The following is a 26,100-nucleotide window of genomic DNA, read 5'->3' as shown; positions in this document are numbered from 1 at the left end:
AGCCTTGTCCGAGCCGATCGCCATGATCCTGATCTGTATCAATGCGTTTTATCGCTTGCCTGCGAAAAGGAGCGCGCGTTTAAATTCCATCAAGGCTAAGGCGTTATAACGGTTCGGATGATCGACTTTGCCGACGGACGGGGATGAACGGGAGCGAACATGGTTGATGGACCGTCATCGTCGTCGGATCGGGATATACCCAGCGCGCAATCCTTCCTGATCGAGGCGAGCGAGCGGCTGGCCGCTGCCCGGTCCATGGCGGAGGTGGTGGAAGTGCTGCGCCAGACCGCCCGGTCAGCCATCGGAGCGGAAGGGATCGCGGTCGTCCTCAAGGATGGCGAACTGTGCCACTATGTCGCCGAGGATGCGATCGGACCGCTCTGGGCCGGATCGCGTTTCCCCGCGGACACATGCGTTTCGGGATGGGCGATGCACCATAGCCAGACGGTGGTCATTCCCGACATCGCACTGGACGATCGCGTGCCGCAGGACGCCTATCGCCCGACCTTCGTGCGCAGCCTGATGATGGCGCCGATCGGCCGACCGGCCCCGGTCGCCGCCCTGGGCGCCTATTGGTCGCACACTGGTGGCCATGATCAGGCGACGGTCGACCGGCTGGAAGGGCTGGCGCGCCTGTCCGCCATCGCGGTCGAAAACGCACGGCTGATCCACGAGATGGAGGAAAGCGGGCGGCAGCGGTCGCTGATCCTGACGGCCGGGCGCATGGGCGCCTGGACCTATGACATGGCGACCGGCGAACTGGATGCTTCAGCACTGTGCCGCCGCAATTTCGGCCGCGATCCCGACCAGCCCTTCAGCTATGCCGATTTGCAGGCGGCGATCCATCCCGACGATCGCGACCGCGTCAATGTGGCGATCCGCGAGAGCCTGAACAATGGCGGCAATTACGACATCGAATATCGGGTGCTGACGCCCGACGGAGAGATACGCTGGATCGCGGTACAGGCGCAGCCGGCGCGACTGGCGGACGGCGCAACGACGGGGCTGGCGGGCATTTCGATCGACGTGACCGAGCGCAAGCGGATGGAAGACGCCTTGCGCACATCGGCCGCGACGCTGGAGCATCTCGTCGAGGAGCGAACGCGCGAACTGGTGCAGACGCAAGATGCCCTGCGCCAGTCGCAGAAACTGGAGGCGATGGGCCAGCTGACCGGCGGCGTCGCGCATGATTTCAACAATCTGCTGACGCCGATCATCGGCAGCCTGGACCTGCTGCACCGCCGACAGGTGGGCGGCGAGCGGGAACAGCGGCTGATCAGCGGCGCGCTGGATTCGGCCGACCGGGCGCGGACTTTGGTGCAGCGCCTGTTGGCCTTCGCCCGGCGGCAACCGCTGAAGCCCGAACCGGTCGATCTGGCCGCGCTGGTGCTGGGCATGGCGGAACTGATCGGCACAACATTGGGGCCGCAGGTACAGGTGCGGCTCGATCTGGCGGCCGACCTGCCATCGGCACTGGCCGACGCGCATCAGGTGGAAATGGCGTTGCTCAACCTGGCGGTGAACGCGCGCGACGCCATGCCGGTCGGCGGCGAATTCCTGATGTCGGCGCATCTGACCGAACAGAAGAAGAAGCAGGCCGATGGCGTAAAGCCCGGCCGCTATGTCGTGGTGAAGGTAGCCGACACCGGAACCGGCATGGATGCCGAAACGCGGCGGCGCGCGATCGAGCCTTTCTTTTCCACCAAGGGCGTGGGCCGTGGCACCGGCCTTGGCCTGTCGATGGCGCATGGGCTGGCGCTGCAACTGGGCGGCGCGCTGAAGATCGAAAGCGAGCCGGGGCATGGCACATCCGTGGCGCTATGGTTGCCGGTCAGCGAGCAGAGCGCGGTCGTCTCATCGGGCACCGCGCCCGCTGCGGGAGATTTCAGCGGTGTTGCCCTGCTGGTGGATGACGAAGATATCGTGCGCGCCAGCACGGCGGACATGCTGGCGGATCTGGGCTTCAAGGTACTGGAGGCGCGATCGGGCACGGAAGCGATCGACCAGTTGCGGCTGGCGGGCCATGTCGACATCATCGTCACCGACCATATCATGCCCAACATGACCGGCGTGGAACTGGCGCAGGAAGTGGCGCTGATCAACCCGACGCTGCCGGTGTTGATCGTGTCGGGCTATTCCGACGCGGTCGGGCTGGCGGCGGGTCTGCCGCGTCTTGGCAAGCCCTTCCGCCAAGCCGATCTGGCGGCTGCACTGGCAAGTCTGCGCACTAATCCGCTGTTCGCGCCGATCAGCATCGCAGCGGAGCCGCGCGAAGACTAACCCGCGTCGGCCTGCCGGTCCGGGTGGGCGGCGGCTACGGCTGGTTCCGCATGGACGCGCCCGACCGTTTCGACCAGCCGGGGAAAAGCACTCAGGTCCACGCCGAACCGGTCGGCCGAATAAAGCTGTGGCACGATATGACAGTCGGCCAGCGTCAGCCGGTCACCAAAGCAGAAGCGGCCGCCATGGCGCGTCACCAGCGTTTCGAGCGCGCCAAAGCCCTGGCTGATCCAATGGGCGATCCAGTCCTTCACCGCATCCGGCGATGCACCGAGATCGTCGCGCAGGCGGTTGAGGACGCGGACATTGTTGAGGGGATGGATGTCGCAGGCGACCAGCAGCGCCATGGCGCGCACCGCCGCCCGGTCGATCGCGCTGACCGGCAGCAAAGGCGGATCGGGATAGCGTTCGTCCAGCCATTCGATGATCGCGCCGGACTGGGTGAGGACATGGCCCTCCACCTCCAGCGCGGGGACCAGCCCCTGCGGGTTGAGCGCCAGATAATCCGGCGCGCGCTGTTCCCCGGTGCGCAGGTCATGGCTGACCTGATCGTAGCGCAGCCCCTTTATGTTGAGCGCGATCCGGGTGCGATAGCTGGTGCCCGAACGCCAGTAGCCGTGCAGGATCAGGGCGGGGTCATGCGTGTCCATGGATGCAGGATAACCGCCGTCGCCGCCCGCGCCAAGCGCGGATCAGCGACTGGCGGGCATTCGCCAGACCGGATCGATCGCATCCAGCCCGACCTCCTGCGCGGGCGGCGGGCTGGCGATCGCGCCGGGGGTGCGGCTGAAGCGGGGCGCGGGCATCGGTTGCACCACGCCGCCGGGATCGCCGAACATGCCGCGCGCCTGCGCATGGGGATGGGCTGCCGCCTCGTCCGGTGAGAGGACCGGGGTGACGCAGGCATCGCGATCGGCGAAGACTTGCTCCCAATGAGCGCGGCTCTGGCTGGCGAAGAGGGCGGTAAAACGCGCCTTCATGTCCGGCCAGGCGGCGCGGTCATGCTGGCGCGGCAGATCGGCGGGATCAAGGTCGAGGCCGGCGAGCAGGTCGGCATAGAATTTGGGTTCGATCGACCCGACCGCCATATATTGCCCGTCCGCCGTCCGGTAGACGTCGTAAAAGGGCGCGCCGCCATCCAGCAGATTGTCGCCGCGCTTGTCGCTCCAGCGGTTCATCGACCGATAGCCGTGGATCATCGTCGCCAGCAACGCGGTGCCTTCGGTCATGGCGGCGTCCACCACCTGCCCCTGCCCGCTCGCCCGCGCCTCCAGCAGCGCGCAGGTGATGCCGAACGCCATCAGCATGCCGCCACCGCCCATATCAGCGACCATGTTGAGGTTGGGCAGCGGGATCTCATCCTCCCGCCCGCACAGCATCAGGCTGCCCGACATGGCGAAATAATTGATGTCGTGCCCGGCCAGATGCGCCATCGGCCCATCCTGCCCCCATCCGGTCATGCGCGCATAGACCAGCGCAGGATTGCGGGCGAGACAGACGTCCGGGCCAAGGCCCAGCCGTTCCATCACACCGGGGCGATAACCCTCCAGCAGCACATCGGCGGCATCGACCAGCGACAGGAGTTGCGCCACACCGTCCGCGCTCTTGAGATCGAGGTTGATAATTTCCCGCCCGCGATGGAGCAGATTCTTTTCCGGGTCGATCGGCGGCACCATCGGCGGGGCACCGGCCCGTTCGACCCGCAGCACCGTCGCCCCCATGTCCGCCAGCATCATCGCGCAGAAGGGGCCTGGACCGACCCCCGCCACTTCCAATATCTTCACCCCGACCAGCGGCCCGCGTCTGTCCATGCTCACCCCATATCCTTCGTCATGTGCCGCGTCAGATGGCGGTGCGGTCCCCGCCCTTCAGATGCAGGATCGCGCGCGCTTCGTCCGGGGTCGCGACCGACAGGCCCATCCCCTCGATGATCGCGCGGGCGCTCCGCACCTGCTCCGCATTGCTCTGCGCCAGTCGCCCCGGCCCGCCCCACAGCGAATCCTCCAGCCCGACGCGGACATTGCCGCCCATCGACGCCGCCATGGCGACGATACCCATCTGCCGCGCGCCGGCGCCCAGCACCGACCAGACATATTGATCGCCGAACAATCGGTCGGCGGTGCGCTTCATGTGCATGACATCGTCGGGATGGCTGCCGATGCCGCCCAATATGCCGAAGCAGGTCTGGATGAACAAAGGCGCCTTCACCAGGCCGCGATCGAGGAAATGGGCCAGATTGTAGAGATGGCTGGTGTCATAACATTCAAATTCGAACCGGGTGCCGAGCGGGCTGAGCAGCGCCAGCAGCCCCTCGATATCCTTGTAGGTATTCTTGAACACCAGATCGCGCGATGCCTCCAGCACCTGCGGTTCCCAGTCATGCTGCCAGTCCTTGTACCGATCGAGCATCGGGAACAGGCCAAAGCCCATGCTGCCCATGTTGAGCGAGGCGACTTCCGGCTGGAACCGGATCGCCGGGCGCAGCCTTTCCTCCAGCGTCATTGATGGATGGCCGCCGGTGGTGAGGTTGATGACTGCATCGCTGCGCTGCTTGATCACCTGAAGGAAAGGTTCGAACAGGTCGGGATTCTGGTCCGGGCGGCCATCGACCGGGTTGCGGGCATGAAGGTGGATAATCGCGGCGCCGGCCTCCGCCGCGCCGATCGCCGCCTCTGCAATCTCCTCCGCCGTCACCGGCAGATGCGGCGACATGCTGGGCGTATGGATCGCGCCCGTCACCGCGCAACTGATGATGACCTTATTCTTCGCCAACGCCCTCTCCTTGCGACTCTTTATGCTGGCGATATCGCCATGCTGCAATTCTTACCATAATGACAGTTATGATATGCTGACAAACTATTTATGCCACAGGCATCAGATCCTTGAGCGGACGACTGGCATCGGCGAGTTGATCCGCGGCGACGGTGGCGCGCGCCTCCACCAGCTTGCGGCCCTGCACATAATCCTTCGTCTGGTTGACGCAGTCGATCGCGATCAGCCGCCCTTCCTTGAGATAGGCGACCGAAAAGCTGCGCGTGGCCGGATCGCCGCGCAGCACCGTCTGGTCATGGGTGGCGGACAGGCCCGCCGTCTGCAACCGCAGATCATATTGGTTCGACCAGAACCAGGGCGTCGCCGCATAGGGGTGCGGATCGCCCAGGATCGCCTTCACCGCACAACTCGCCTGATCATTGGCATTCTGGACCGATTCCACCCGGATCACGGTGCCGTCGGCAAAGACATTGGCATGGGCGGCGCAATCGCCGATCGCGTAAATACGGGGCAGGCTGGTGCGGCAATGGTCGTCCACCTCCACGCCATTGCCCCCCTTCGCGCCCGCCGCCAACAAGGGGGCGACCGCCGGCACGATACCGATGCCGACGATCGCCAGTTGTGCAGGCAGGAAGCTCTCGTCGGTGAGGCGCAGCCCTTCCAGCCGGCAATGGCCTTCAAAGGCGGCGACGCCAATGCCGGTGCGCAGGTCGACGCCATGGGCGCGATGCTCCTGCTCGAAGAAAGTGGAAAGTTGCGGCCCCGCCACCCGCGCCAGCACGCGCGGCAGCACTTCCAGCAAGGTGACGGCCTTGCCCATCTTGCGCAGCGCCGCCGCCGCCTCCAGCCCGATATAGCCGCCGCCGACGATCGCGACCCGCTCGACTTCGGGCAGTTCGCCAAGGATCGCGTCGATATGCGCCCGGTCGCGCACCGCATGGATGCCGGGCAGGTCGCTGCCGGGACAGTTCATCGGGCGCGGATCGCCGCCCGCTGCCCAGATGAGGTCGCCATAGCCGATCGCCCGCCCGTCGCGCAGCGTCACCGTCTGCGCCGCCGGATCGACCGCCACCGCCTCGCACCCCAGCAACAGGTCGATGCCATTGTCCTCCCAATAATCGGCCGGGCGGATAAGCAGCCGCTCGAACGGCTTTTCGCCCAGCATATAGTCTTTCGACAGCGGCGGCCGTTCATAGGGTGCTTCGGCCTCGCGCCCGACGATCGCGATCGTCCCGTTGAAACCAGACTGGCGCAGCAGCACCGCCGCGCTCGCCCCGCCCTGACCGCCACCGACGATCACCACATCATATTGCATCACAGTCTCCGGCAAGGGGCATCAGGCGGGCACGAAGACCAGCCGGCGCTGGGTGAATTCCTCCAGCCCGCTTTGGCCCAGTTCCTGCCCCATGCCCGATTGCTTGGCCCCGCCCATGGGGATGAAGGGATTGATGTTCATATGGCTATTGATCCACACCATGCCGGTCTGGAGCCGGCTCGCGACCGCCAGCGCGCGCGCCTTGTCGCTGCCCCATACGGTGCCGCCCAGCCCCTGATCCGTGTCGTTGGCGCGGGCGATGGCGTCGTCCAGATCAGTGTAACGCAACACCGGCAGCACCGGACCGAACTGCTCCTCGCGCACGATGGCTGCATCATCGTCGATGTCGCGCACGATCGCGGGGCGGATGAAATAGCCCGGCCGGTCCAGCGTCTCGCCGCCGATCACCGTGCCGCGCTCGCCGGCCTCCTCGATCATCTGGCGCACCTTGTCATATTGCGCCTTGTTTTGCAGCGGGCCATATTGCGCGCCCTGCTGCGTCCCTTCATCGACCACCGCGAGCCCCGCCAGTTCCGCCAGTTCGTCGCAAATGGCGTCATATTGGGAGTCATGCACATAGGCGCGCTTGATCGCGAGGCAGACCTGCCCCGAATTGACCATCGCGCCTTCGAACAGGCTCTTGGCCGTTGCCTTGGGATCGACATCGTCCAGCACGATCGCTGCGTCATTGCCGCCCAGTTCCAGCGTGATCCGCTTCAGCAGGCTCGACACGCTGGCCATCACCTTGCGCCCGGTCGCGGTCGATCCGGTGAAGGAGACTTTGGCGACGTCCGGATGCGCGGTCAGTATGCCGCCCAGATCATTGCCATCCACGATCATGTTGAACACGCCGGCGGGCAGATGGCGGTTGAAGATTTCCGCGATCCGCAGTGAGGTGAGCGGCGTGGTCGGCGCGGGCTTGGCCACCACCGTATTGCCGGCCAGCAGCGCAGGCGGGGCCTTCACCATCAACAGCGAGATGGGAAAATTCCAGGGCGTGATCGCCGCGACGACGCCAAGCGGATAGCGCTGCTCTACGAAGCGGCCGCCTTCATCCTCCTGAACCACCTTTTCCGGAAGGTCGAGGCTGGCCAGCGCGCGCAGGATGAAGGCGGACCCGCCGATTTCCTCCATCGCCTTGGGCAGCGGCTTGCCCTGTTCCGCCGTCAGCAGGCGGGCCAGTTCCTCCAGCCGTGCCTCCATCTCGTCCGCGACCTTGACGAGCGCCGCGCGGCGCTCGTCGATGGGCGAAGCGGCCCAGCCGGGAAAGGCCGCCTTGGCCGCCGCGACGGCCGCTTGCAACTGCGCTTCGTCCGCGCGCGGGCAATCGGCGATCGAGACTTCCGTCGCCGGGTTGATGACCGGCATGCTCTGCGCGCCGGCCACCAGCTTTCCGTCAATCACCAGATGGAATGACTCCATGATCCTGCCGTCCTTTTTCAGAAATGGAAGCCGAGCGAGACGCCATAGGTCCGCGCCGGGGCCGGTGTACCGATGTCGCCGCTGCCATTCTCGTTCAATGTCAGCAGATATTTCCTGTCGGTCAGGTTGCGGACCCAGCCCCGTATGTTCCAGCGCTCTTCGGGCGCGGTCCACATCATCTGGGCATTGACGATGTTGAACTTCGGCTGCTTCAGGCGATTGTCGACCGCCCAGTAGAAGCCGCTATTATAGGACCAGTTGATATTGCTGTTCAGCTTGCCACCGGCCAGTTCCAGCTCATGATTGAGCGTCAGGTTGAAGGTGAAGTCGGGCGTATTGACCAGCTTGTTGCCGCTCGCAGAGCAATAGAATTTGCCACTATGTTCGGCCGCGCTACAATTAGGGAAGACGTAATTGCCCAGACCCGGCGTATAGCCTGCATAGTCGGGCGCGCCGTCCGGCTGTTGCAGGAAGGAAATGGTCGCGACCGGGAAGCTGCCATAGCGGTGATGCAGATAGGCACCGCTGCCGCTGAGCGAGAAGCCGGCACCAATTTCCGCCTGGAAGTCGAAGTCGAAGCCGTAGATTTTGGCCGACGCGGCATTGGTCAGCGTGGTATTCGCGCCGTTGACCTGAAATGCCTGAATATTCTTGTACTTGTAATAGAAGGCCGCTGCATTGAAGCGGATACGGTTCAGGATGGTCGATTTGAAGCCCAGTTCGCCGGCATCCAGCGTTTCCGGCTGCGCAGGCGCGTCGCTAGGCGAGGTCAGATTATAAACGCCGCTCTTGAAGCCCCGGCTATAGCTGCCATAGACCATCAGGTCGCGACCGAATTGATGATCCAGCGCGATGCGCCAGGTCGGCTTCTTAAAGGTCTTGCTCTGGCTGACGCTGCCGATCGGGACCAGCAGGCCGTCCGGGCGGCAATAGGATGAACAATAGGCATCGGGCAGCGGGATGCCGATGGCCAGATTCTGGTCGGCATCCAGCCGCCTTTTGTCCACCGTGTAGCGCGCGCCGAGCGTCAGGTTGGTGTCGGTCGCAAACTCCCATGTGACCTGCCCAAAACCGGCATAGCTTTGCGTCTTCTGGGTGGAATAGATGACGATCCGGTTGGACAGGCCGCCGGTCTGGCCGGTGATCGCAAGGCCCGCGATCTGGAACGGATCATATTGGCTCTTGGCGTCCATGTAGAAGAAGCCGGCCATCGCCTTCACCGAGTCGCTGTCATAGGCGAGCTGGACTTCCTCGGTCCATTGCTTCTCCCGATTGAAGAGCGGCGCGTCGATAATCTTGAGCGGCGTGGCATCGACTTCGACGCGCTGGAAGCCCTTGGCACCGCGATAAGCCAGAATATTGGTCAGGCTGAATGCACCGAAACTATGCTGCAACTTGGCCGATCCACCGAACATGCGGGTATCGACAACGGGTTCGAACTCGCTTTGCGAGTCGTAATAGCCATTTCCATTGGCCAGATATTGGGCATAGCCCGTGCCATCGACCAGTTGCGATGTCGGCACCGGGCGATAGGCGATAGCCAGCGATCCCTTGGTGCGGCCATAGTCGCCCGCCAGCGTCAGGTCGGTATCGGGACCGATTTCCCACAGCAATTTACTGCGGACGATGAAGTCCTGCGAGCGATTGACGTCGCGATTGATGATCCGGTTATAGCCGAACCCCTTGTCCTGATTGCGATAATAGACCGCGACGTCGGCACTGATCCCTTGCGCCAGCCCGCCGGTAGCGTAGAAATTGCCCTCCATCGTCTCCAGATTGCCATAGCCAAGCGAGGCATCCATCGAGAATTTTTGCTGCGGCGTGCGAGTGATGACATTAACCGCACCGCCGGTCGCGTTACGGCCGTAGAGCGTGCCCTGCGGCCCTTTAAGCACCTCGATCCGCTCGATATTGTTGAGCGCGAAGGTCGCGCCGGCCATGGACGGCATATAGACGCCGTCGATGAAAGTCGCGACCGCGCCATCCTGCCCGGTGGAGCCGCCCTGCGTACCGATGCCGCGCAGGGTGAAGACGGTCGCCTCCGTGGTGCGGGTGACGTTCAGGCCGGCGACCGACTGGGCCAGATCCTGCGTGGAGCGGATACCCGACTCGGCCAGCGCACTGGCGGGCACGGCGGAAATGGCGATGGGGACGTCCTGAAGATTTTCCGCCCGCTTCTGCGCGGTGACGATAATGTCCGCCAATCCACTGTTTTCTTGCGCTAAGGCAGATTGGGAAACCAGAAATGCGCCGATCGACGCAGACGTCCAAAGCACATGACGCAGCATGAACACCCTCCCATTATTGTCTTCGTTTATTTCCATTAGCAATCACTCCGAACCCAGCATATTGTCAACTGAATAATAATATGCTGCATTACGATAAATTGCCGCCAGCGAGATGGTGGCCGCAGGAGAGGAACCAGCATGAAGATACAGGCAGCGGTGGCGCGTCAGCCCCATGGCACATTCACGGTCGAGACGGTGAACCTCGCCGAACCCAACGCGGACGAACTGCGCGTCCGGCTGGTGGCGACGGGCATCTGTCACACCGATCTCGCCATCATCGAACAGATCATGCCGCTGCCTTTGCCACAGATATTGGGGCATGAAGGCTCCGGCATCGTGGAGGCGGTGGGCGCGAACGTCAGCGGCTTCGCGCCGGGCGATCCGGTGGTGCTGACCTTCAACACCTGCGGCACATGCCCGTCCTGCGCGGACGATCATCCAGCCTATTGCCAGCATTATCCGCTGCTCAATTTCTACGGCAGCCGCCCGGACGGGTCGGCCACGCTGACGGACGACAAGGGCGCAAAGCTGGGCGGCGCCTTCTTCGGCCAAAGCTCTTTTGCCACCCATGCGATCACCAGTCCGCGCAACACGATCAAAGTGCGCGGGGACGCGCCGCTGGAACTGCTGGGGCCGCTCGGCTGCGGTCTGTCCACCGGCGCGGGCACGGTCATCAACGTGCTGAAGCCCGGCCCGGACACGGCACTGGCGGTGTTCGGCACCGGCGCGGTCGGCATGGCGGCGCTGATGGCGGCCAAGGCGCTGGGCGTCGGGCGCATCATCGCTGTCGATCGGGTCGCGTCGCGGCTGGCGCTGGCGCAGGAACTGGGCGCGACCGACATCATCGACACGTCAAGCCAGGATCTGGGCGAGGCGCTGGCGGCTCTGGGCGGCGTCGATCAGGCGATCGACACATCGGGCGTCCCTGCCCTGATCGCGGCGGCAGTCGGCGCGCTCAAGGAGCGCGGCACCTGCGTGCTGGTGGGCGCATCAAGCCAGTCGGAAGTGACGCTCAACATCCTGCCGCTCATCAGTGGCCGGGTGATACGGGGCGTCGTGAACGGCGATTGCGATCCCGCGATCCTGATCCCGCAACTGGTCGACTGGTATATGGAAGGGCGATTCCCGATCGACCGGCTGTCTGCTTATTATCCGCTCGACCGGATCAATGAAGCCGTCGCTGATTCCCATAGCGGCAAGACGATCAAGCCGATCCTGACCTTCGCCGGCGCGCCCTGAACGCCGCCTTCCCTCAGTCCGCCACGTAATTTTTCCAGCCGGTCGCCAGATAGGTCTGGAAGGCCGGCCCCACCGCCTGCTCCGTCAGATAGGCGCGCGTCACCGGGAAACTGCGCGACACAAAGGCCGGCTCCTCGATCGCGCGGCGCGCCATGTCATGATGGAGAATTGCGCCACGCCCGAAGAAGATGAAATCGGCGCCGCTGTTCAGGCAGTCCTGGGCCTCCTGTGACGAGAAGATATGCCCCGCCACGCCCAGCCGCGTGCCATTGCCGCGATCCAGCCGCCCGAACAGGTCGACCAGCCGCGCGGGGTGATAGGCGTCGTCATCGGGCAGTTTGAAACTGTCCCACAGCGACATGTCGAGATAGTCGATCTGCCCGCCGCCCAGCAATTCCTCGGCAAAGGCGATCGCCTCCCCCGTGCCATAGGCATATTTTTCCGGCGACAGGCGCACGCCCAGCTGGAAATCGGGGCCGGTCGCGGCGCGGATGCCGCTGATGATATCGCGATAGATGCGCGTCCGGTTCCGATAGGAGCCGCCAAAGCCATCATCCCGCTGGTTCTCTTCGGCGTTGAGGAACTGGCAGAGCATATAGCCATGCGCGCCATGCAGTTCGACCCCGTCGATCCCGGCCTTTTCGCAGCGGACGGCGGCGGTCACGAAATCCTCGATCAGTTGCTCGACTTCGGCCGTCGTCAGCGCGCGGACATTGCGCTTGGCATAGGGGAAGGGCGACACGGCCTGCGCCCCGCTGATATCGGGATTGCTGCGCGACCCGGCATGTTGCAATTGCACCGCCGACGCCGCGCCGCGTGCCCTGATCCCCTCCGCCAGCCGGGCCAGCCCGTCGACATGCGCATCGGCATAGACCGCCAGCTGGCCGGGGAAGGAAATGCCGCTTTTCTGCACGGCGGCGGCGCAGGTCATGACGAGGCCGAAGCCGCCATCGGCCCGGCGGGTCAGGAACTGATATTCATCTTCGCCCAGCGTCCCATCCTCATGGCTCTGCCAGTTGGTGAGCGGGGCAAGGGCGATGCGATTGCGCCAGGCCGGTCCACGCGGGAAGGTGATGGCATCGGCAAGCTGGGCGGTCACGTCATGTCTCTCCTGTCGGAATGCGATGCTATGGGTCATAGGTCTTAGCGCCCGGTCCAGACCGGCTTGCGCTTTTCAGCAAAGGCGCGCGGGCCTTCTTTGATGTCTTCGCTCGCGCGCCAGGCGATGAATTCGGGATAGTCTTTCTGCTTCGCCATGGCGGTCGCGATGCTATCCTCGGCAAGGCCACGCTGCACCACCGCCTTGGATGTGCGCACCGACACGGGCGAGGCGCGGATGATGTCGTCCACCCAGCGCCGGGTCGCGGCCTGCAACTCGGCCGCCGGCACCACTTCATTGACGAAGCCCATGCGCAGCCCCTCAGCCGCAGACAAACGGCGCGACGCCAATATGACGCCCATCGCTTGCTTGAGCGGGATCTGCCGCGCCAGCCGGTGCAGGCCGCCGCCCAACGCCACCGCACCGACCAGCGGTTCGGGCAGGCCGAAACTGGCCGTGTCCGCCGCGATCATAATGTCGCAGGCCAGCGCAATCTCGAACCCGCCGCCCATCGCCACACCGTTGACCGCTGCGATGAAGGGCTTGGGACAATCGAACCGCTCGATCAGCCCGGCATAGCCACTGCGCGGGTAAGTGGGCGGCAGGCCGCTCTGCGCCGCCGCCTTCAGGTCCGATCCGGCGCAGAAGGCGCGGTCCCCCGCCCCGGTCACCACACACAGATGCTGGTCGGGATCGGCTGCAAAGGCGTCGAAGGCCGCCTGCAATTCTTCATGCATCTCGACATTGATGGCGTTCATCACGGCCGGACGGTTGAGCGTGACGGTCGTGACCGGTCCGTCGCGGCTGACGTCGATAAACTGCATCCCATATCCTCTTGTCGGGTCATGACGGGGACGCCCATGCAGCGCCCCCGCCCACCCCCGATTATCAGAAACGACCCGTCAGGGTCACGCCATAGGTGCGCGGCGCAGCCGGCGATCCCTTGACGCCCGATGATCCGCTATTGGCGATATAGCTGTAATATTTCTTGTCGATCAGGTTGTTGACCCACAGCCGGACGCCAAGCCCGCTGCCGCTGTTCCAGGTCGCGGCGGCATTGACCAGATCGACCGCCCCCTGCCGGACATAAGGATTATTGTCCGGCTCGAAATAATAGGGTTCGGTGTGCAGCCAGTTGCTCGACAGGTCGATCGATCCTGACGCCAGCGGGATCGAATAGACGATGCTGAGGCTGCTGGAGAAGGGAATGGTCTGCAACGTCTTGTTGCCGCTGAGGTCGCAGCCGCCCGGCACCGGCAGCAGCGGCGTCCCCGCGCCAGTTGGATAGACGGGACCGCCGCCGCCCGCCGGGAAGATCAGCGGATTGCTGGCGCAACCCTGCGGGATCGGAATCTGGTCATTGGGCGCCTGCGGGAAATAGGTCGGTCCGCCGGGGAAGCTTGTATATTTGCCGTTCACCACCGACACGCTGCCCATGATCGTCAGCGCCTGCGTCGGCTGCACCGTCAGTTCCGCCTCGAACCCGTAGAGGCGCGACTTGCCGGCATTGCGGATTTCGGTGCCGGCCTGATTGGTCAGGTTGTTCTGCAACTGGGCATTGGCGATCTTGTAATAGAAAGCCTCCGCATTGAAGCGGACGATGCGGTCGAACCATTCGCTCTTGAAGCCGCCACTGAAGGCGTCGAGCGTTTCGGGCAGCACCGCCGCCACGACCGCTTTCGTTGCGCTGTTATAGCTGGATGTCGAATAGACGCCGCTCTTGAAGCCGCGATTGAAGGCGGCATAAACCATCAGGTCGTCATTGACCTTATAGTCGAGCGAAAAACGACCCGTCACCTTGTTGAAACGGCGGCTGTCAGGGAACGGCCCTGCGGTCGCCAGCACCGGCCCGCCGATGATGCCGAAATCGCCACCATTATAGCCGATCGAGCGCTTGTCCGACGTATAGCGCAGGCCGACCGTCGCGGTCAGCGCATCGACAATCTCCATGCTCGCCTGACCGAAGGCGGAGATGGATTCTGTTTTCTGGCGGGCATGGCTGCTGGAATAGCGACCGACCGGAATGGCCGGCCCCAGATTGGCGCCGCCCGGCCCGGTCCCCGCCGCCGGCCCGGTGCCGGTGAAGACGCCGTCGAACAGCGCCGCGTCCTTCAGATAAAAGCCACCAACGATCCATTGCAGCTTCGCATCGTCCGCCGACATCAGCTGCAATTCCTGGGTGAAGGCCCATTCTTCCTGCCGGTAATCGGCGGTCAGGTTGCCGCGATGCGCGGAGATATCATAATGATTGGGGTTCTTTGTGTCGGTATAGGCGGTGATGCTGACGAAGCGGATGCCGCCAAAATCATGGGTCAGCTTGGCCGATCCCATGGCGAATTTCGCCTTGTACCAGTCACCGATGCCGGTCATCCCGTCATAGAAACCCGCGCCCGCCTCCTCCGGCGTCATCCCCGCGCGGCCGGCAAAGCCCTCCACCGTGCGGAACGACATGCCCGCCGTGCCCTTCTGATAATTATAGCCGCCCGACAGCAGCAATTCGGTATCCTCGCCCAGCTTGAACAGTATCTTGCCGCGCAGACCCCAGGCGCGCCGGGTGTAAAGGTCGTCGCCCGTATAGATGTCATGACCCCAGCCCTCGCCCTGATCGACGCGATAGGCCGCGAGATTGACGGCGATTCTGTCCGATACTGGCAGGTTCAGATAAGCCTTGGCCGTCACCGTCTCATAATTGCCATAGCCGATCTCGAAGTCGGCCGACGACTTGGTGGTGGACGGGTCGCGGGTGTGGACATGGACCACGCCGCCCGTCGCATTGCGTCCGAACAGCGTGCCTTGCGGCCCTTTCAGCACTTCGACGGAATCGATATTGTTGAATTCGAAGATCGCCGCATTGCTGGTCGGGATATAGACATCGTCCACGAACATCGCGACGGATGGCTCATTGCCGATCGTCGCCGACTGGTTGCCGATGCCCCGGATGAAGGGCTGCGCGCCGGAGCTTTGCCGGTTGAAGGTGAAGCCCGGCACCACATTGGTCAGCGTGGCGATGTCGGTCACGCCCAGCTTCTCGGCCAGCTCGCTGGTCACGGCGCTGACCGCGATAGGCACATCCTGCTGGTTCTGCGCGCGGCGGTTGGCCGTTACGATGATGTCGGCGACGCCGACATTAGCCTGGCTTTGCGCCTGTTCCGGGGACTGGGGCGCCTGATCCTGCGCGAAGGCCGGCGATACGCCCGCCAGACAGCTGGTCATGGCTAGCGCATGCAGGGTTCCGAACCGCTTCATCACATCCTCCCTCAATGTCGTAATCTATATTGATTATGCTCGTCAGTTCTATACGCTTGCTGACTATATATATAATTACGGTTTTTCACGGCCATTGCAATTGCAAAGGTGAAAAGCGCGAGAGGATGTCAAAATGCAAGGAAATCCGGGCCTGGCAGCAGGATGTGATAACGCGCAACACCTGTCCAACTCGCTGTCTCATTCGGCCGTGACCGACACTTCGCGGGCGGTCCAGAGCGCCGCGCAACAGCCTTAAAAGCTGATTCGTCCTCTTTCAGAACACCGCAAACAAGGAGAAGCGCGATGCCGCTTGACCATTATGTGACGCTTGGCCGGTCCGGCCTGAAAGTCAGCCGATTCTGTCTGGGCGCCATGACCTTCGGCACCGAATGGGGCTTTGGCAGCGAGGCGGACGAGGCGACCCGCATCCTCGACGCCTATGCCGATCGCGGCGGCAATTTCATCGACACCGCCAATATCTATACCGGCGGCAGCAGCGAACGGATCATCGGCGACTGGATCGCCGCCGATCCAGCCCGCCATGATCGCATGGTGATCGCGACCAAGTTCAGCGGCAATATGCAGCCGGGCAATGTCAATGGCGGCGGCGCCAGTCGCAAGGCGATCATGGCCTCCTGCGACGCGTCACTGCAACGGCTGCGCACCAATCATATCGACTTATACTGGCAGCATTGGGCCGACCCCTTCACCCCGGTCGAGGAAACGATTGCGGCGCTCGACGATCTCGTCCGCATGGGGAAGGTCCGCTATATCGGCTTTTCCGACACCCCCGCCTGGCAGGTGGCGCAGGCGCAGACCATCGCCCTTTTCCGGGGCTGGGCGCCGCTGATCGCCTTGCAGGTCGAATATTCCCTGCTGGAACGGACGGTGGAGGGCGAACTGGTGCCGATGGCGCAGGCCATGGGGCTGGGCATCACGCCCTGGTCGCCGCTGCGGTCGGGGCTGCTCAGCGGCAAATATGACCGCGATCATCGGCAGGCGGCATCACCGGGCCGGGCCAATAGTCTGGAACGCCATGTCAGCGAGCATGCGTTCGCGGTGATCGACCTGCTGAAGGGGATCGCCGCCGCCCATGGCGCGACCCCGGCCAGCGTGGCGCTGGCCTGGCTGCTGGCGCGGCCGGGCGTGGCCGCCCCGATCATGGGCGCGCGTACCCTGCCCCAGTTCGAGGCGAACCTCGCCGCGCTCGACCTGACACTCGATCCCGCCGCCATCGCCCAACTGGATGCCGCGTCCCGGCCGAGCCTGAACTTTCCGGCGGAATTCCTGCCGATGGCGGTCGCCAACAGCTATTCGGGTCTGACCGTCAATGGCCAGCCCTTCCTGCGGTCGGCGCGCTGAGCCATGAAGAGCGATGTCACCCCCAAGACGAGCGGCGCGCCGATGATGCTGGCGCTGCTGTCCGCCGCCTACTGCCTCGCCTATGTCGACCGGCTGATGATCGCGGTGGTCGCCGAACCGATCAAGATCGAATTCGGCCTGTCCGATACCCAGCTTTTCCTGCTCACCGGCGCGGCCTTCGTGCTCGTCTATGGCATATTGGGCATGGTGACGGGCTGGCTGCTCGATCGCTGGAGCCGGTCGCGGCTGGTCGCCGGATCGCTGGGCCTGTAGAGCCTCTTCACCATGGGATGCGGTCTGGCCTCCAGTTTCCCGCAACTGGCGCTGGCCCGCGCTGCGGTGGGTGCGGGCGAATCCGCCATCGTGCCTGCCGCCATGTCGCTCATCAGCGACAGCTATCCGCCCGCGCGCAGGCCGCTCGCCATGGGGACATTCTATGCCGGGGGCATGGCGGGCATATTGATCGCCTGGACCGTCGGCGGCTGGATCGCATCCGAATATGGCTGGCGTCCGGCCTTTCTGGTCGCGGGACCGCCCGGCCTGCTACTGGCATTGCTGGTGCTGTGGAAGGGCCGCGAACCCAAGCGCGTGCCGGTGCAACGGCTGGGCGACATGCGCGGATCGACCTTTGGCGATGTCTGGCGCAATCGGCCGCTCGTCTGGCTGATCGCGGCGGGATCGGTCGTCACCTTCGTCAATGTCGGGCTGGTCAATCAGCTGGGGAGCTTCTTCATCCGCAGCCATGGCATGACCATCCGGGAGGTCGGGCTGATCTTCGGCCCGTTGATGGCCGGCGGCATGGCGCTGGGCCTGATCGGCGGCGGCTGGATCGGCAACTGGCTGGCGGCCAAGGGGACCGATGCGCTGATCCGCTTTTCGATCTGGAACGTCTTTGCGCTATTCCCGCTCTACATGCTGATCTTCATCGCCCCCTCGAAAGAGTGGGCGCTGGCCGCCACGTTTCTGGGCACCTGTGTCAGCGTGCTTTACTCCCCCTGTTTCTCGGCCGCCTATCAGGCGGTCAGCGCGCCGCATACGCGGGGCACGGCGGCCGGCATTTCCAACTGCGCCAATGCGGTGATCGGCGGGGCGCTCACCACCTTTCTGGTGGGGGCGCTCAGCGATCACTGGCGACCAGTCTTCGCGGCGGACAGCCTACGCTATGCGATGATGGCGGGCATGGGCACCTGCATCCTGTCAGGCATCATGTTCATCCATGCCCGGCGGCTGGTCGCGCGTGAGCGGCCCGACCTCATGCACCCTTGAAGACGGGCTTGCGCTTCTCGCGGAAGGCGGCGACGCCTTCCGCATGATCCTCCGACCGACTCGCGACCGGCTGCATCATATGTTCGGCCGACAGGAACTGGTCGAAATCCATGGTCGCGGCCAGATCGACCTGCCGCTTGGCCAGACCGATTGAAATGCCCGGCCCGGCCGCCAGTTCTTGCGCAAAGGCCATGGCGCGGGGCAGCAGGTCATCCGGCGGCAGGACTTCCAGCGCCAGCCCAAGCCGCAACGCCTCTTCGGCGCGCACCACCCGGCCGCTATAGCAAAGTTCCTTTGTCCGCATCGGCCCGACCAGCCGGTTGAGCAACCAGACCGTACCGCCATCGGGCGACAGGCCGACATTGCGAAATATCTGCACGAATTTCACGCTCTCCGCCGCCAGCACAAAGTCGCAGCACAGCGCAAAGCCCCAGGCCATGCCGGCGCAGATGCCCGATACGGCGGCGATCGTCGGCTTATTGAGGTGATAGATGGCGCGGTTGATCCGCCCCAGTTCATGCATCCGCCCCAGCGATCCCGGAATGCCGCCACCGCCGAACGTGCCGACATCGGCGCCGGAACAGAAATCCCCCCCCTCGCCCGTCAGCACCACCGCGCGAACATCGTTGTCCAGCGCGATATCCTCGAACGCTTCCCACAACTGGCGACGCATGGCGTCGGTGATCGCATTCTTCGCCTGCGGCCGATCTAATGTCACCAGCGCCACCGCGCCCTGCCGCTCCACCCTGATCGTCATGCAAGTGCCTCCGCATTCAACTGCGTCTTCACCGCCCCGCTGTCATAATAGTCGATCACCGACTGGATCAGCCCGTCGGGCGCAAGCCGGATCAGGGCGACGCCCGGCCCGGAAAAGGCGATGCCGGTGGGAGGCCGGCCATGATAGGTGCCGGTCTGCCGCCCGCTGAAGCGCCATTCCAGACAGACGTCTTGGCCCGACTGAAACGCCCGCGGGAAATCCATGCGGATATCGGAAATGGCGGCAACGAAATGGGCGTGGAACGCGCGCAATTGCGCATGACCTTCGTTCAGCCGCCCGACCTGATCGTCGCGATAGACGGCATCAGGCGCGAACAGCGCGACGAAGGCATCGCTGTCCGGATCGGCCCAGGCATCGCCATAGCGGCGGGCGAAAGCCTCGACGCTCTCCCCGCTCATGCCAGCATTCCGCGCGCGATCGCGACCTTCTGCAATTCATCGGTGCCGGCATAGATGCGCTGGATGCGCGCGGCGGTCCACATGCGGGCGATCGGGTTTTCGTCCATCAGCCCCGCACCGCCAAACAGTTGGACGCAGCGATCCAGCACCCGCCCCTCCATCTGCGTCGCCCATAATTTCAGGATCGCGCCGTCCTCGAAGGTAAATTCCTTATTCCGCAGCCGGATCATAGCGGTGTCGACCATGGTTTCGGTGATGCGAATGTCGGCGCGGCAATCGGCCAGCATGAACTGGCTGTTCTGGAAATCGATCACCCGCTGGTCGAACACCTTGCGCTGCTTCACATAGTCGAGCGTCAGTTCCAGCGCCTTTGATGCGGCGCCGAGGCAGCGGGCTGCGATCTGGATGCGGTCCTCCAGGAAGGTATCCATCAATATCTTCATCGCGCCGCCCTCGACCCCGACCAGATTGGTCGCGGGCACGCGGACATTGTCGAAATTGAGCGCGCCGGTATCCCCCTGGCGCCAGCCTATCATCGGGATCTTCGACTGGGCGACACCGGGCGTATCGGATTCCACGATGATGACGCTCATCCCGCGCCCGCCCTTGGCCGGGTCGGTCTTGGCGACGACGTAAAGCAGGTTCGCACCCGCGCCATTGGAGATGAAATATTTCTCGCCATTGATGACATAGTCGTCGCCGTCGCGGGTTGCCGTCGCTGCGATCGCGGTCGCGTCGCTGCCCACGCCCGGTTCGGTCAGCGGCATGGCCTGCGTCCATTCGCCGGTCAGGATGCCGGGCAGATAGCGATCCTTCTGCGCCTGCGTCCCGTGGCCGATCAATATATAGGTGGCGACATCCGCCATAAGGGAACTGCCGGTCGTGGCGCTGCCCGCGGTGCGGCCCAGTTCCTCCGCCATGATGGCATAATAAGTGAAATCACCCTCACCCGTATGCGCTAACCCCAGCAGGCCGGCCGCGCCCGCCTTTTTCCAGAATTCGCGATCCAGTCCGCCCTTGGCCTCATATTGGCGCAGATAGGGCTCATGTTCGCGATCGAGGAAGCTGCGCACCGTGTGCCGGAAAGCCTCATGCTCCTCGCTATATCCCATACGCGCCATGTTACGGTCATCCTCCCATATCGTGAATATCGTTATATAGAACATTATATGCTTGCGATCTAATTCGGTCGAGACAAAAATCGCAGCCGACAGATGATTCGACGTCGGCCATGTGCGCGGACGTCGAACGACAGGAGAGCGAAACATATGTGCATGGAACAGCCGCCTGTCTGGTTCGTCACCGGTGCATCGGCGGGCTTCGGCCGGGCGCTGGTGCGCGAAATAATGGCGCGGGGTGATCGGGTGGTAGCCGCCGCGCGCAGGCCGGAGGATGTCGCCGATCTTGTCGCGCGGGCCCCCGACCGCTGCATGGCCGTGCAACTGGATGTGACATCAGGCGCAGCGATCGACGCTGCGGTAACAGCCGCGTTCGATCGCTTCGGCGCGATCGACATGTTGGTCAATAATGCTGGCTACGGTTTCCTCTCCACCATCGAGGAAGCGGAGGCGCAGGCGGTGGAACGGCAATTCGCGACCAACGTGCTGGGACCGGCCGCGCTGATGCGGGCAGTGCTGCCCGGCATGCGGGCGCGGCGATCCGGCTTTGTCGTAAACATATCCTCCACCGCCGGGGCGCGCGGCTTTGCCGGGTCGGGCTATTATTCCGCCAGCAAAGCGGCGCTGGAAGCGATGACCGAAGCATTGGCGGCCGAGGCCCGCGACCTCGGCATTCGCGCGATGATCGTCTGCCCCGGCCCGTTCCGCACCGATTTCTTCGGCCGCTCGATCGACCTGCCCGATACGGAGATCACGGATTATACCGCCACGCTGACGCAACGGCGCGCTTATGCCGCAGCGGACGGCACGCAAAAGGGTGATCCGGCGCGCGGCGCGAAGATCATAATCGATACCGTGCTGGGCGACGCCCCGCCATTGCGGCTGGTGCTGGGCGCGCAAGCGCTGCCCACCATCGTCGCGGCCCATGAGGCCAAGATTGCCGATCTTCAGTGGAGCGAGACGGTCGCGCCGCTGGCCGATTTTCCGGAAGGCGAATGACATATGACAAGCATTCACGATGATCTGCCCCACCCTGTCCCCGCCTTTGCGCAACTGCGCTACAAGGAGAATTATTTCTTCATCCTGATCGCGCCGGAGAGCGACGCTTTCGGCGTCTTTCACCTCAATCATGAACCGGGCCATGACCGGGCGCGCTATACCGCCAATCTGGAAGTGGCGGGACGGTCGATCCGCTACGCCAATGTCACGCCCTTCCCCGCCGATTTCGAGCATCAGCGTTCGATCGGCGACGGCGCGTTGTCGCTCCATTTCGCTGAGCCGCACCGCCGGTTCGAACTGGCGCTGAAGACCGAGGAGGTCGACCTGACGCTCGCCTTCACCGCGCGGCAGGCGACGTTCGACTATGCGGCCTGCCGAACCGCCGGCAACCCGGCCCCCTCCTTTCAGGAGGTGATGACGCTGGGCCTCAACCTGCCTTATAATCACCAGCAGCAGGCGTTGAATGCGCAAGGGCATATTCGCTTTGCCGATGGCGAGGAGCAGGCGATCGGCGGCAGCGGTTATCGCGACCATAGCTGGGTGATGCGCAGCGATTCCGGGGGGCTAACGCATAATTGGTGCGGGCTGAACTTCCCCGGTCGCAGCTTCGGCATCAAGACCATTTCCACCACCCACCGGCCCGGCTTCGTCGCCAAGGAAGGCTATGTCGTGGACAGCGATGGGCCGCGCGCACTGCGGCGGATCGAGGTACGGACCGAAGGCGAGATGGCCGACGGCCTGTGCGCGAAACTCATCCATGAGGTCGAGGATGTGTTCGGCACGCGCTACACGATCGAAAGCGATATTGCGGGCCGGTTCGCCCATGTGCCGCTGGTGTCCGAAGCGCCGGCCGGAAAGGCGAGTTTCCACATCGTCGAGAATTTCTGTCCGCTGCGCCTGATCGAAACCGGGGAGCAGGGCGAAGGGCTGGTGGAAATCGGCCGCAGTTCCACGCTGGGAGGGCCCTATTCATGAGCATCGGCACCGCCAATCAATTACGGCTGGTCCGCGATGCCGTGGGACGGCTGGACGCGGACATCGCGGCCAAGGATGCCATCGCCATGTTGCTGGGCGACATCATCACGCAGGAAGCGCTAGTGCTGCCGCGCGGGTCCGTGGCGGACGAGATGGCTTATCAACGTACATTCGAGCAGGTCGCGAACAGCGAAAGAGACAGTCGGAAGACGATGGCGACCGATGATGCGCTGGATCGCGCAGCACTGGCCGATTTCCTCAATCAGGCTGTCAGCGGCGAGGGCGATATCGTCGTGCGATCGGCCCAGACGGTATCGCGTGGCATGTCGAAAAAGACGGTGCTGGTGACGCTGGAAGGCGCAAGGACTTTACCGGTTGATCTCGCCCTGCGGGTCGATCGCAGTGCCAATAATTATCTGGGCACGACGGTGATCGACGAATGGGGACCATTGCGCCTGCTATGGGATCATGGCGCGCGAATTCCGCAGCCCTTTGTGCTGGAACCGAGCGGTACGGTCATCGGCGATCCCTTCATCGTCTTCGCCCGCGCCTCCGGGGCGCCGGTGGGCAGCATCTATGTTCCGCCCGGTCCCAACAAGGCGCTGCTGGCCGATACCGCCGGCTGCATGGCCAGAGTGCATGCCGTCCCGGTGACTGACTGGCCCCGCGCCGACCAGCCGCAGGGAGACGCCTTTTTCGACGCGCAATTCGCCGAATATCGGGCGGACTGGCAGGCTCTGGAAGAGAGCAATGCGGTCATGGATGCCTGTTTCGACTGGATCGACGGGCATCGCGCGCACGCTTATGGCCCGACAGCACTGACCCACGACGATTTCAACTATAACAACATGCTGGTCGAAGGTGACCGGGTGGCAGCGGTGCTGGACTGGGAGTTCGCCCATGTCGGCACGCCGGCGGCGGATCTGGCCTATCTCTGGTATGCCGCGCAAAGCATGGGCAGCTTTAGCGATTTCCTGAAAGCCTATGCGAATGCCGGCGGCTGGTTGCCGCCGCAGGAACAGCTCGATTTCTATCTGCTCTGGGGCCAGTTGCGGCTGGGGGTGATGGGGCACAAGGCGGTGCGCAATCTGGAGGAAGGGCATTTTGACGATGTCCGCTTCGGCATGGCGCGCTGGCATCGGCGGCAGGCGCTGTTTCGTCTGGGCGACCTGCTCGATCGGCTGGGCGCATGAGCATCTATCCCCCGCCGCTCGACGCCGCGCAGGGCGATGCGATCCTGCCCTTCACCCTCGACGTGCCGCAGGCTGCTCTGGACGATCTGGCGGCTCGGCTGGCGCGGATACGCTGGCCGGACCCGGAGACGGTGGACGACTGGTCGCAGGGCGTGCCGCTGGATCGGATGCGCGCGCTGGTCGATCACTGGCGCGGCGACTATGACTGGCGGCGCTGCGAAGCGGCGGTCAACGCATGGCCCAATTATCGCACGATGATCGACGGCCTCGGCATCCATTTCCTGCATGTCCAGTCGCCCCATGCCGACGCCATGCCGATGATATTGAGCCATGGCTGGCCGGGGACGTTCCTGGAATTTCTGGACGTGATCGGGCCATTGACCGATCCCACTCGCCATGGCGGCCGGGCTGAAGATGCCTTCCATCTCGTCATTCCATCACTACCTGGTTATGGATTATCCGACAAGCCGATGGCGACCGGATGGACAGTGGAGCGGATCGCGCGGGCATGGGGCACGCTGATGCAGCGGCTGGGCTATGATCGCTATGTCGCGCAAGGCGGCGACTGGGGATCGGCGATCACGCGGGCGATGGCCGTGCAGCGGGTTCCGGGACTGGTCGGCATCCATCTCAACATGGTCGTCTGCTTCCCGCCGCCCGACGAGGATTTCACCGATGCGGAGGCGCAGGAAGCGCGCGACGTGGCCGAAGCGCACAAGCAGACCGGGCTTGGCTATTCGACGCAGCAGAGCACGCGGCCGCAGACATTGGGCTATGCGCTGGCCGACTCGCCGGTCGGGCAGGCAGCCTGGATCTATGAGAAATTCCAGGCCTGGACCGATAATGAAGGCGAGCCGGAACAGGCACTGGATCGGGACGCGATGCTCGACACGATCATGCTCTACTGGCTGACCGACAGCGCGGCCTCCTCCGCGCGCCTCTATTGGGAAAGTTTCCGCAGCGCGTTCGGCAATGCGGCGATCGACCTGCCGGTCGCGTGCAGCATCTTCCCAGCGGAAATGCGCCGCCCGCCGCGCCGCTGGGCGGAGCGGGTCTTTTCCGACATCATCTACTGGAACCGCGCGGCCAAGGGCGGGCATTTCGCTGCCTTCGAGCAGCCCGCCATCTTTGTGGGCGAGGTCCGGGCCGGTCTGCGCAGCCTGCGCTAGATGATCCCGGCGGCGCGCAGGCCGGCAATTTCCTCCGGCGCAAAGCCGGCTTCGGCCAGAACCGCGTCGCCATCTTCGCCGGGGCGCGGGGGGCCCTTGCGGATTTCGCCCGGCGTCTTGCTGAAAGTGACGGGCGGCTTCACATAGGGCAGCGGCTTGGGCAACCCCTCCACCGGCACTTCGACCAGAAACTGGTCGCGCACATGGGGGTCGTCCAGCGCCTCCTGCGGGGTCAGGAGCGGGCCGGCGGGTATCCGGTTGGCCTCCAGGATCGGCAGGATTTCGGCATTGTCATATTGCCGTGCCCATTGCGTCACGATCGCACTCAGCACCGCGCCATTTTCGGCGCGAAGCTCGTCATTGGCGAAGCGCGGGTCGTCCAGCAGATCCTCCCGCCCGATCATGCGCATGAAGCGGCGGAACATGGGGTCGCCCAGCGCCACCATATAGACCCAGCCATCCTTCGTCTGGATGAGGTCGGCTGGCCCGCCCGATTGCGCGCGATTGCCGGTGCCGACTCGATCGGTCTGGTTGCAATATTGGTCGAACAGGAAATAATTGCCCACGGTCATCGCCGTCTGAAGCAGGTTGGTTTCGACCTTCTGCCCTTCCCCCGTGCGGTTGCGATGGTGCAGCGCCGCCATCGCGCCGAAGGCCGCAAGGAAGCCGGTGCTCATGTCGACCCAGGCGCTGTTATGCTTCATCGGTTTGCCCGGATCGCCGCTGATATGGGTGAGGCCGCTCATCACCTGCGCGATCGCGTCGAAACCCAGCCGATCAGCATAGGGCCCGTCATTGCCGAAGGTCGTCATGTGGACGAAGATGATGTCGGGCTTAATCGCCGCCATGCGCTCATAGTCGAGGCCGAGCGCAGCGGCGGTCTTGCGCGGCAAATTGGCGACCACGACATCGGCGGTCGGCAACAATCGGTCGAACACCGCCCGCCCCTCTTCCTTCGACAGGTCGAGCGACAGGCCCCGCTTGTTGCGACCCAGTTGGGTGAAGCCGACGCCGCCATGGAATCCATCCTTGAACGGCAAGGTGCTCCGGTCCTCCGCGCCGCCGGGGGTTTCGATGCGGATCACATCCGCGCCCAGATCCGCCATCAGCACCGTGGCCGCCGGTCCCGCGACGAAGCGGGTGACGTCCAATATCCTGATCCCGTCCAGCATGCCTGTCAT

Annotated in this window: 20 protein-coding genes and 1 pseudogene; 8 read left to right on the top strand and 13 right to left on the bottom strand. The window is 64.1% G+C overall.

Annotated features, from left to right (window positions below):
* Positions 1 to 159 precede the first annotated feature (159 nt).
* On the top strand, positions 160 to 2,280 hold the full coding sequence (locus tag RQH62_RS06745) for an ATP-binding protein (protein WP_311267980.1): 2,121 nt from the start codon (positions 160 to 162) through the stop codon (positions 2,278 to 2,280).
* Here the strand turns inward: RQH62_RS06745 and maiA are convergent.
* The 6 genes from maiA to RQH62_RS06715 form a co-directional block, all read right to left on the bottom strand.
* Entirely contained in the window at positions 2,277 to 2,930 is a 654-nt protein-coding gene (gene maiA / locus RQH62_RS06740; protein WP_311267979.1) for a maleylacetoacetate isomerase, read from the bottom strand. The genes RQH62_RS06745 and maiA overlap by 4 nt on opposite strands.
* 42 nt (positions 2,931 to 2,972) lie before the next feature.
* On the bottom strand, positions 2,973 to 4,091 hold the full coding sequence (locus tag RQH62_RS06735) for a CaiB/BaiF CoA-transferase family protein (RefSeq protein ID WP_311267978.1): 1,119 nt from the start codon (positions 4,089 to 4,091) through the stop codon (positions 2,973 to 2,975).
* Positions 4,092 to 4,122: 31 nt separating this feature from the next.
* A complete protein-coding gene (locus RQH62_RS06730) occupies positions 4,123 to 5,052 on the bottom strand; it encodes a 3-keto-5-aminohexanoate cleavage protein (RefSeq protein ID WP_311267977.1) in 930 nt (309 codons plus the stop codon).
* Positions 5,053 to 5,140: 88 nt separating this feature from the next.
* Positions 5,141 to 6,367, bottom strand: a complete 1,227-nt coding sequence (locus RQH62_RS06725) for an FAD-dependent oxidoreductase (RefSeq protein WP_311267976.1) — start codon at positions 6,365 to 6,367, stop codon at positions 5,141 to 5,143.
* 21 nt (positions 6,368 to 6,388) lie between these two features.
* Positions 6,389 to 7,792, bottom strand: a complete 1,404-nt coding sequence (locus RQH62_RS06720) for an aldehyde dehydrogenase family protein (RefSeq protein WP_311268108.1) — start codon at positions 7,790 to 7,792, stop codon at positions 6,389 to 6,391.
* Between the two features lie 14 nt (positions 7,793 to 7,806).
* Positions 7,807 to 9,993, bottom strand: a complete 2,187-nt coding sequence (locus tag RQH62_RS06715; RefSeq protein WP_311267975.1) for a TonB-dependent receptor — start codon at positions 9,991 to 9,993, stop codon at positions 7,807 to 7,809.
* A gap of 222 nt (positions 9,994 to 10,215) precedes the next feature.
* Between RQH62_RS06715 and RQH62_RS06710 the strand changes: the two genes are divergently transcribed.
* The gene (locus RQH62_RS06710; RefSeq protein ID WP_311267974.1) at positions 10,216 to 11,316 is read left to right on the top strand and encodes an NAD(P)-dependent alcohol dehydrogenase; all 1,101 of its coding nucleotides are present in this window, start codon (positions 10,216 to 10,218) and stop codon (positions 11,314 to 11,316) included.
* A gap of 13 nt (positions 11,317 to 11,329) precedes the next feature.
* On the opposite strand, the gene RQH62_RS06705 is transcribed toward RQH62_RS06710, so the two are convergent.
* From RQH62_RS06705 to RQH62_RS06695, 3 genes are all read right to left on the bottom strand, one after another.
* Positions 11,330 to 12,415: an NADH:flavin oxidoreductase gene (locus tag RQH62_RS06705; protein WP_311267973.1), complete on the bottom strand. Its 1,086-nt coding sequence runs from the start codon at positions 12,413 to 12,415 to the stop codon at positions 11,330 to 11,332.
* Positions 12,416 to 12,459: 44 nt separating this feature from the next.
* Entirely contained in the window at positions 12,460 to 13,239 is a 780-nt protein-coding gene (locus tag RQH62_RS06700; RefSeq protein WP_311267972.1) for an enoyl-CoA hydratase-related protein, read from the bottom strand.
* Positions 13,240 to 13,303: 64 nt separating this feature from the next.
* The gene (locus RQH62_RS06695) at positions 13,304 to 15,661 is read right to left on the bottom strand and encodes a TonB-dependent receptor (protein ID WP_311267971.1); all 2,358 of its coding nucleotides are present in this window, start codon (positions 15,659 to 15,661) and stop codon (positions 13,304 to 13,306) included.
* A gap of 303 nt (positions 15,662 to 15,964) precedes the next feature.
* Between RQH62_RS06695 and RQH62_RS06690 the strand changes: the two genes are divergently transcribed.
* Positions 15,965 to 17,023, top strand: coding sequence for an aldo/keto reductase (locus tag RQH62_RS06690; RefSeq protein ID WP_311267970.1), 1,059 nt, complete (start codon positions 15,965 to 15,967; stop codon positions 17,021 to 17,023).
* 3 nt (positions 17,024 to 17,026) lie between these two features.
* A pseudogene (locus RQH62_RS06680) lies at positions 17,027 to 18,289 on the top strand (MFS transporter).
* Here the strand turns inward: RQH62_RS06680 and RQH62_RS06675 are convergent.
* From RQH62_RS06675 to RQH62_RS06665, 3 genes are read right to left on the bottom strand one after another with little or no spacing between them, the layout of a single operon-like run.
* Positions 18,276 to 19,046: an enoyl-CoA hydratase/isomerase family protein gene (locus tag RQH62_RS06675; protein WP_311267967.1), complete on the bottom strand. Its 771-nt coding sequence runs from the start codon at positions 19,044 to 19,046 to the stop codon at positions 18,276 to 18,278. The pseudogene RQH62_RS06680 and the gene RQH62_RS06675 sit on opposite strands and share 14 nt — an antisense overlap.
* Positions 19,043 to 19,465 carry a nuclear transport factor 2 family protein gene (locus tag RQH62_RS06670; RefSeq protein ID WP_311267966.1) on the bottom strand — a complete coding sequence of 141 codons (423 nt, stop codon included), beginning with the start codon at positions 19,463 to 19,465 and terminating at the stop codon, positions 19,043 to 19,045. Before RQH62_RS06670 ends, RQH62_RS06675 begins: the two co-directional genes overlap by 4 nt.
* Complete coding sequence (locus RQH62_RS06665) at positions 19,462 to 20,586, bottom strand: acyl-CoA dehydrogenase family protein (RefSeq protein WP_311267965.1); 1,125 nt, start codon at positions 20,584 to 20,586, stop codon at positions 19,462 to 19,464. The genes RQH62_RS06670 and RQH62_RS06665 overlap by 4 nt, the downstream gene beginning before the upstream one ends.
* A 147-nt stretch (positions 20,587 to 20,733) precedes the next feature.
* Here RQH62_RS06665 and RQH62_RS06660 point away from each other — a divergent pair, with 147 nt between their 5' ends.
* Genes RQH62_RS06660 through RQH62_RS06645 form a run of 4 tightly spaced genes read left to right on the top strand, consistent with a single transcriptional unit; the run spans position 20,734 to position 24,919 of the window.
* Positions 20,734 to 21,582: an oxidoreductase gene (locus RQH62_RS06660; protein ID WP_311267964.1), complete on the top strand. Its 849-nt coding sequence runs from the start codon at positions 20,734 to 20,736 to the stop codon at positions 21,580 to 21,582.
* Between the two features lie 3 nt (positions 21,583 to 21,585).
* A complete protein-coding gene (locus RQH62_RS06655; protein ID WP_311267963.1) occupies positions 21,586 to 22,557 on the top strand; it encodes a hypothetical protein in 972 nt (323 codons plus the stop codon).
* Positions 22,554 to 23,750 (top strand): phosphotransferase family protein, encoded by a 1,197-nt coding sequence (locus tag RQH62_RS06650; protein WP_311267962.1) that lies wholly within the window; start codon positions 22,554 to 22,556, stop codon positions 23,748 to 23,750. Before RQH62_RS06655 ends, RQH62_RS06650 begins: the two co-directional genes overlap by 4 nt.
* On the top strand, positions 23,747 to 24,919 hold the full coding sequence (locus RQH62_RS06645) for an alpha/beta fold hydrolase (RefSeq protein WP_311267961.1): 1,173 nt from the start codon (positions 23,747 to 23,749) through the stop codon (positions 24,917 to 24,919). The genes RQH62_RS06650 and RQH62_RS06645 overlap by 4 nt, the downstream gene beginning before the upstream one ends.
* Here the strand turns inward: RQH62_RS06645 and RQH62_RS06640 are convergent.
* On the bottom strand, positions 24,916 to 26,100 hold the full coding sequence (locus RQH62_RS06640) for a CoA transferase (protein WP_311267960.1): 1,185 nt from the start codon (positions 26,098 to 26,100) through the stop codon (positions 24,916 to 24,918). The genes RQH62_RS06645 and RQH62_RS06640 overlap by 4 nt on opposite strands.

Origin of the sequence: Sphingobium sp. WCS2017Hpa-17, assembly GCF_031843765.1 — a bacterium.
Classification (GTDB): domain Bacteria; phylum Pseudomonadota; class Alphaproteobacteria; order Sphingomonadales; family Sphingomonadaceae; genus Sphingobium.
The sequence above is the reverse complement of the archived record's forward strand: the minus strand, read 5'-3'. Positions and strand labels throughout refer to the sequence as shown.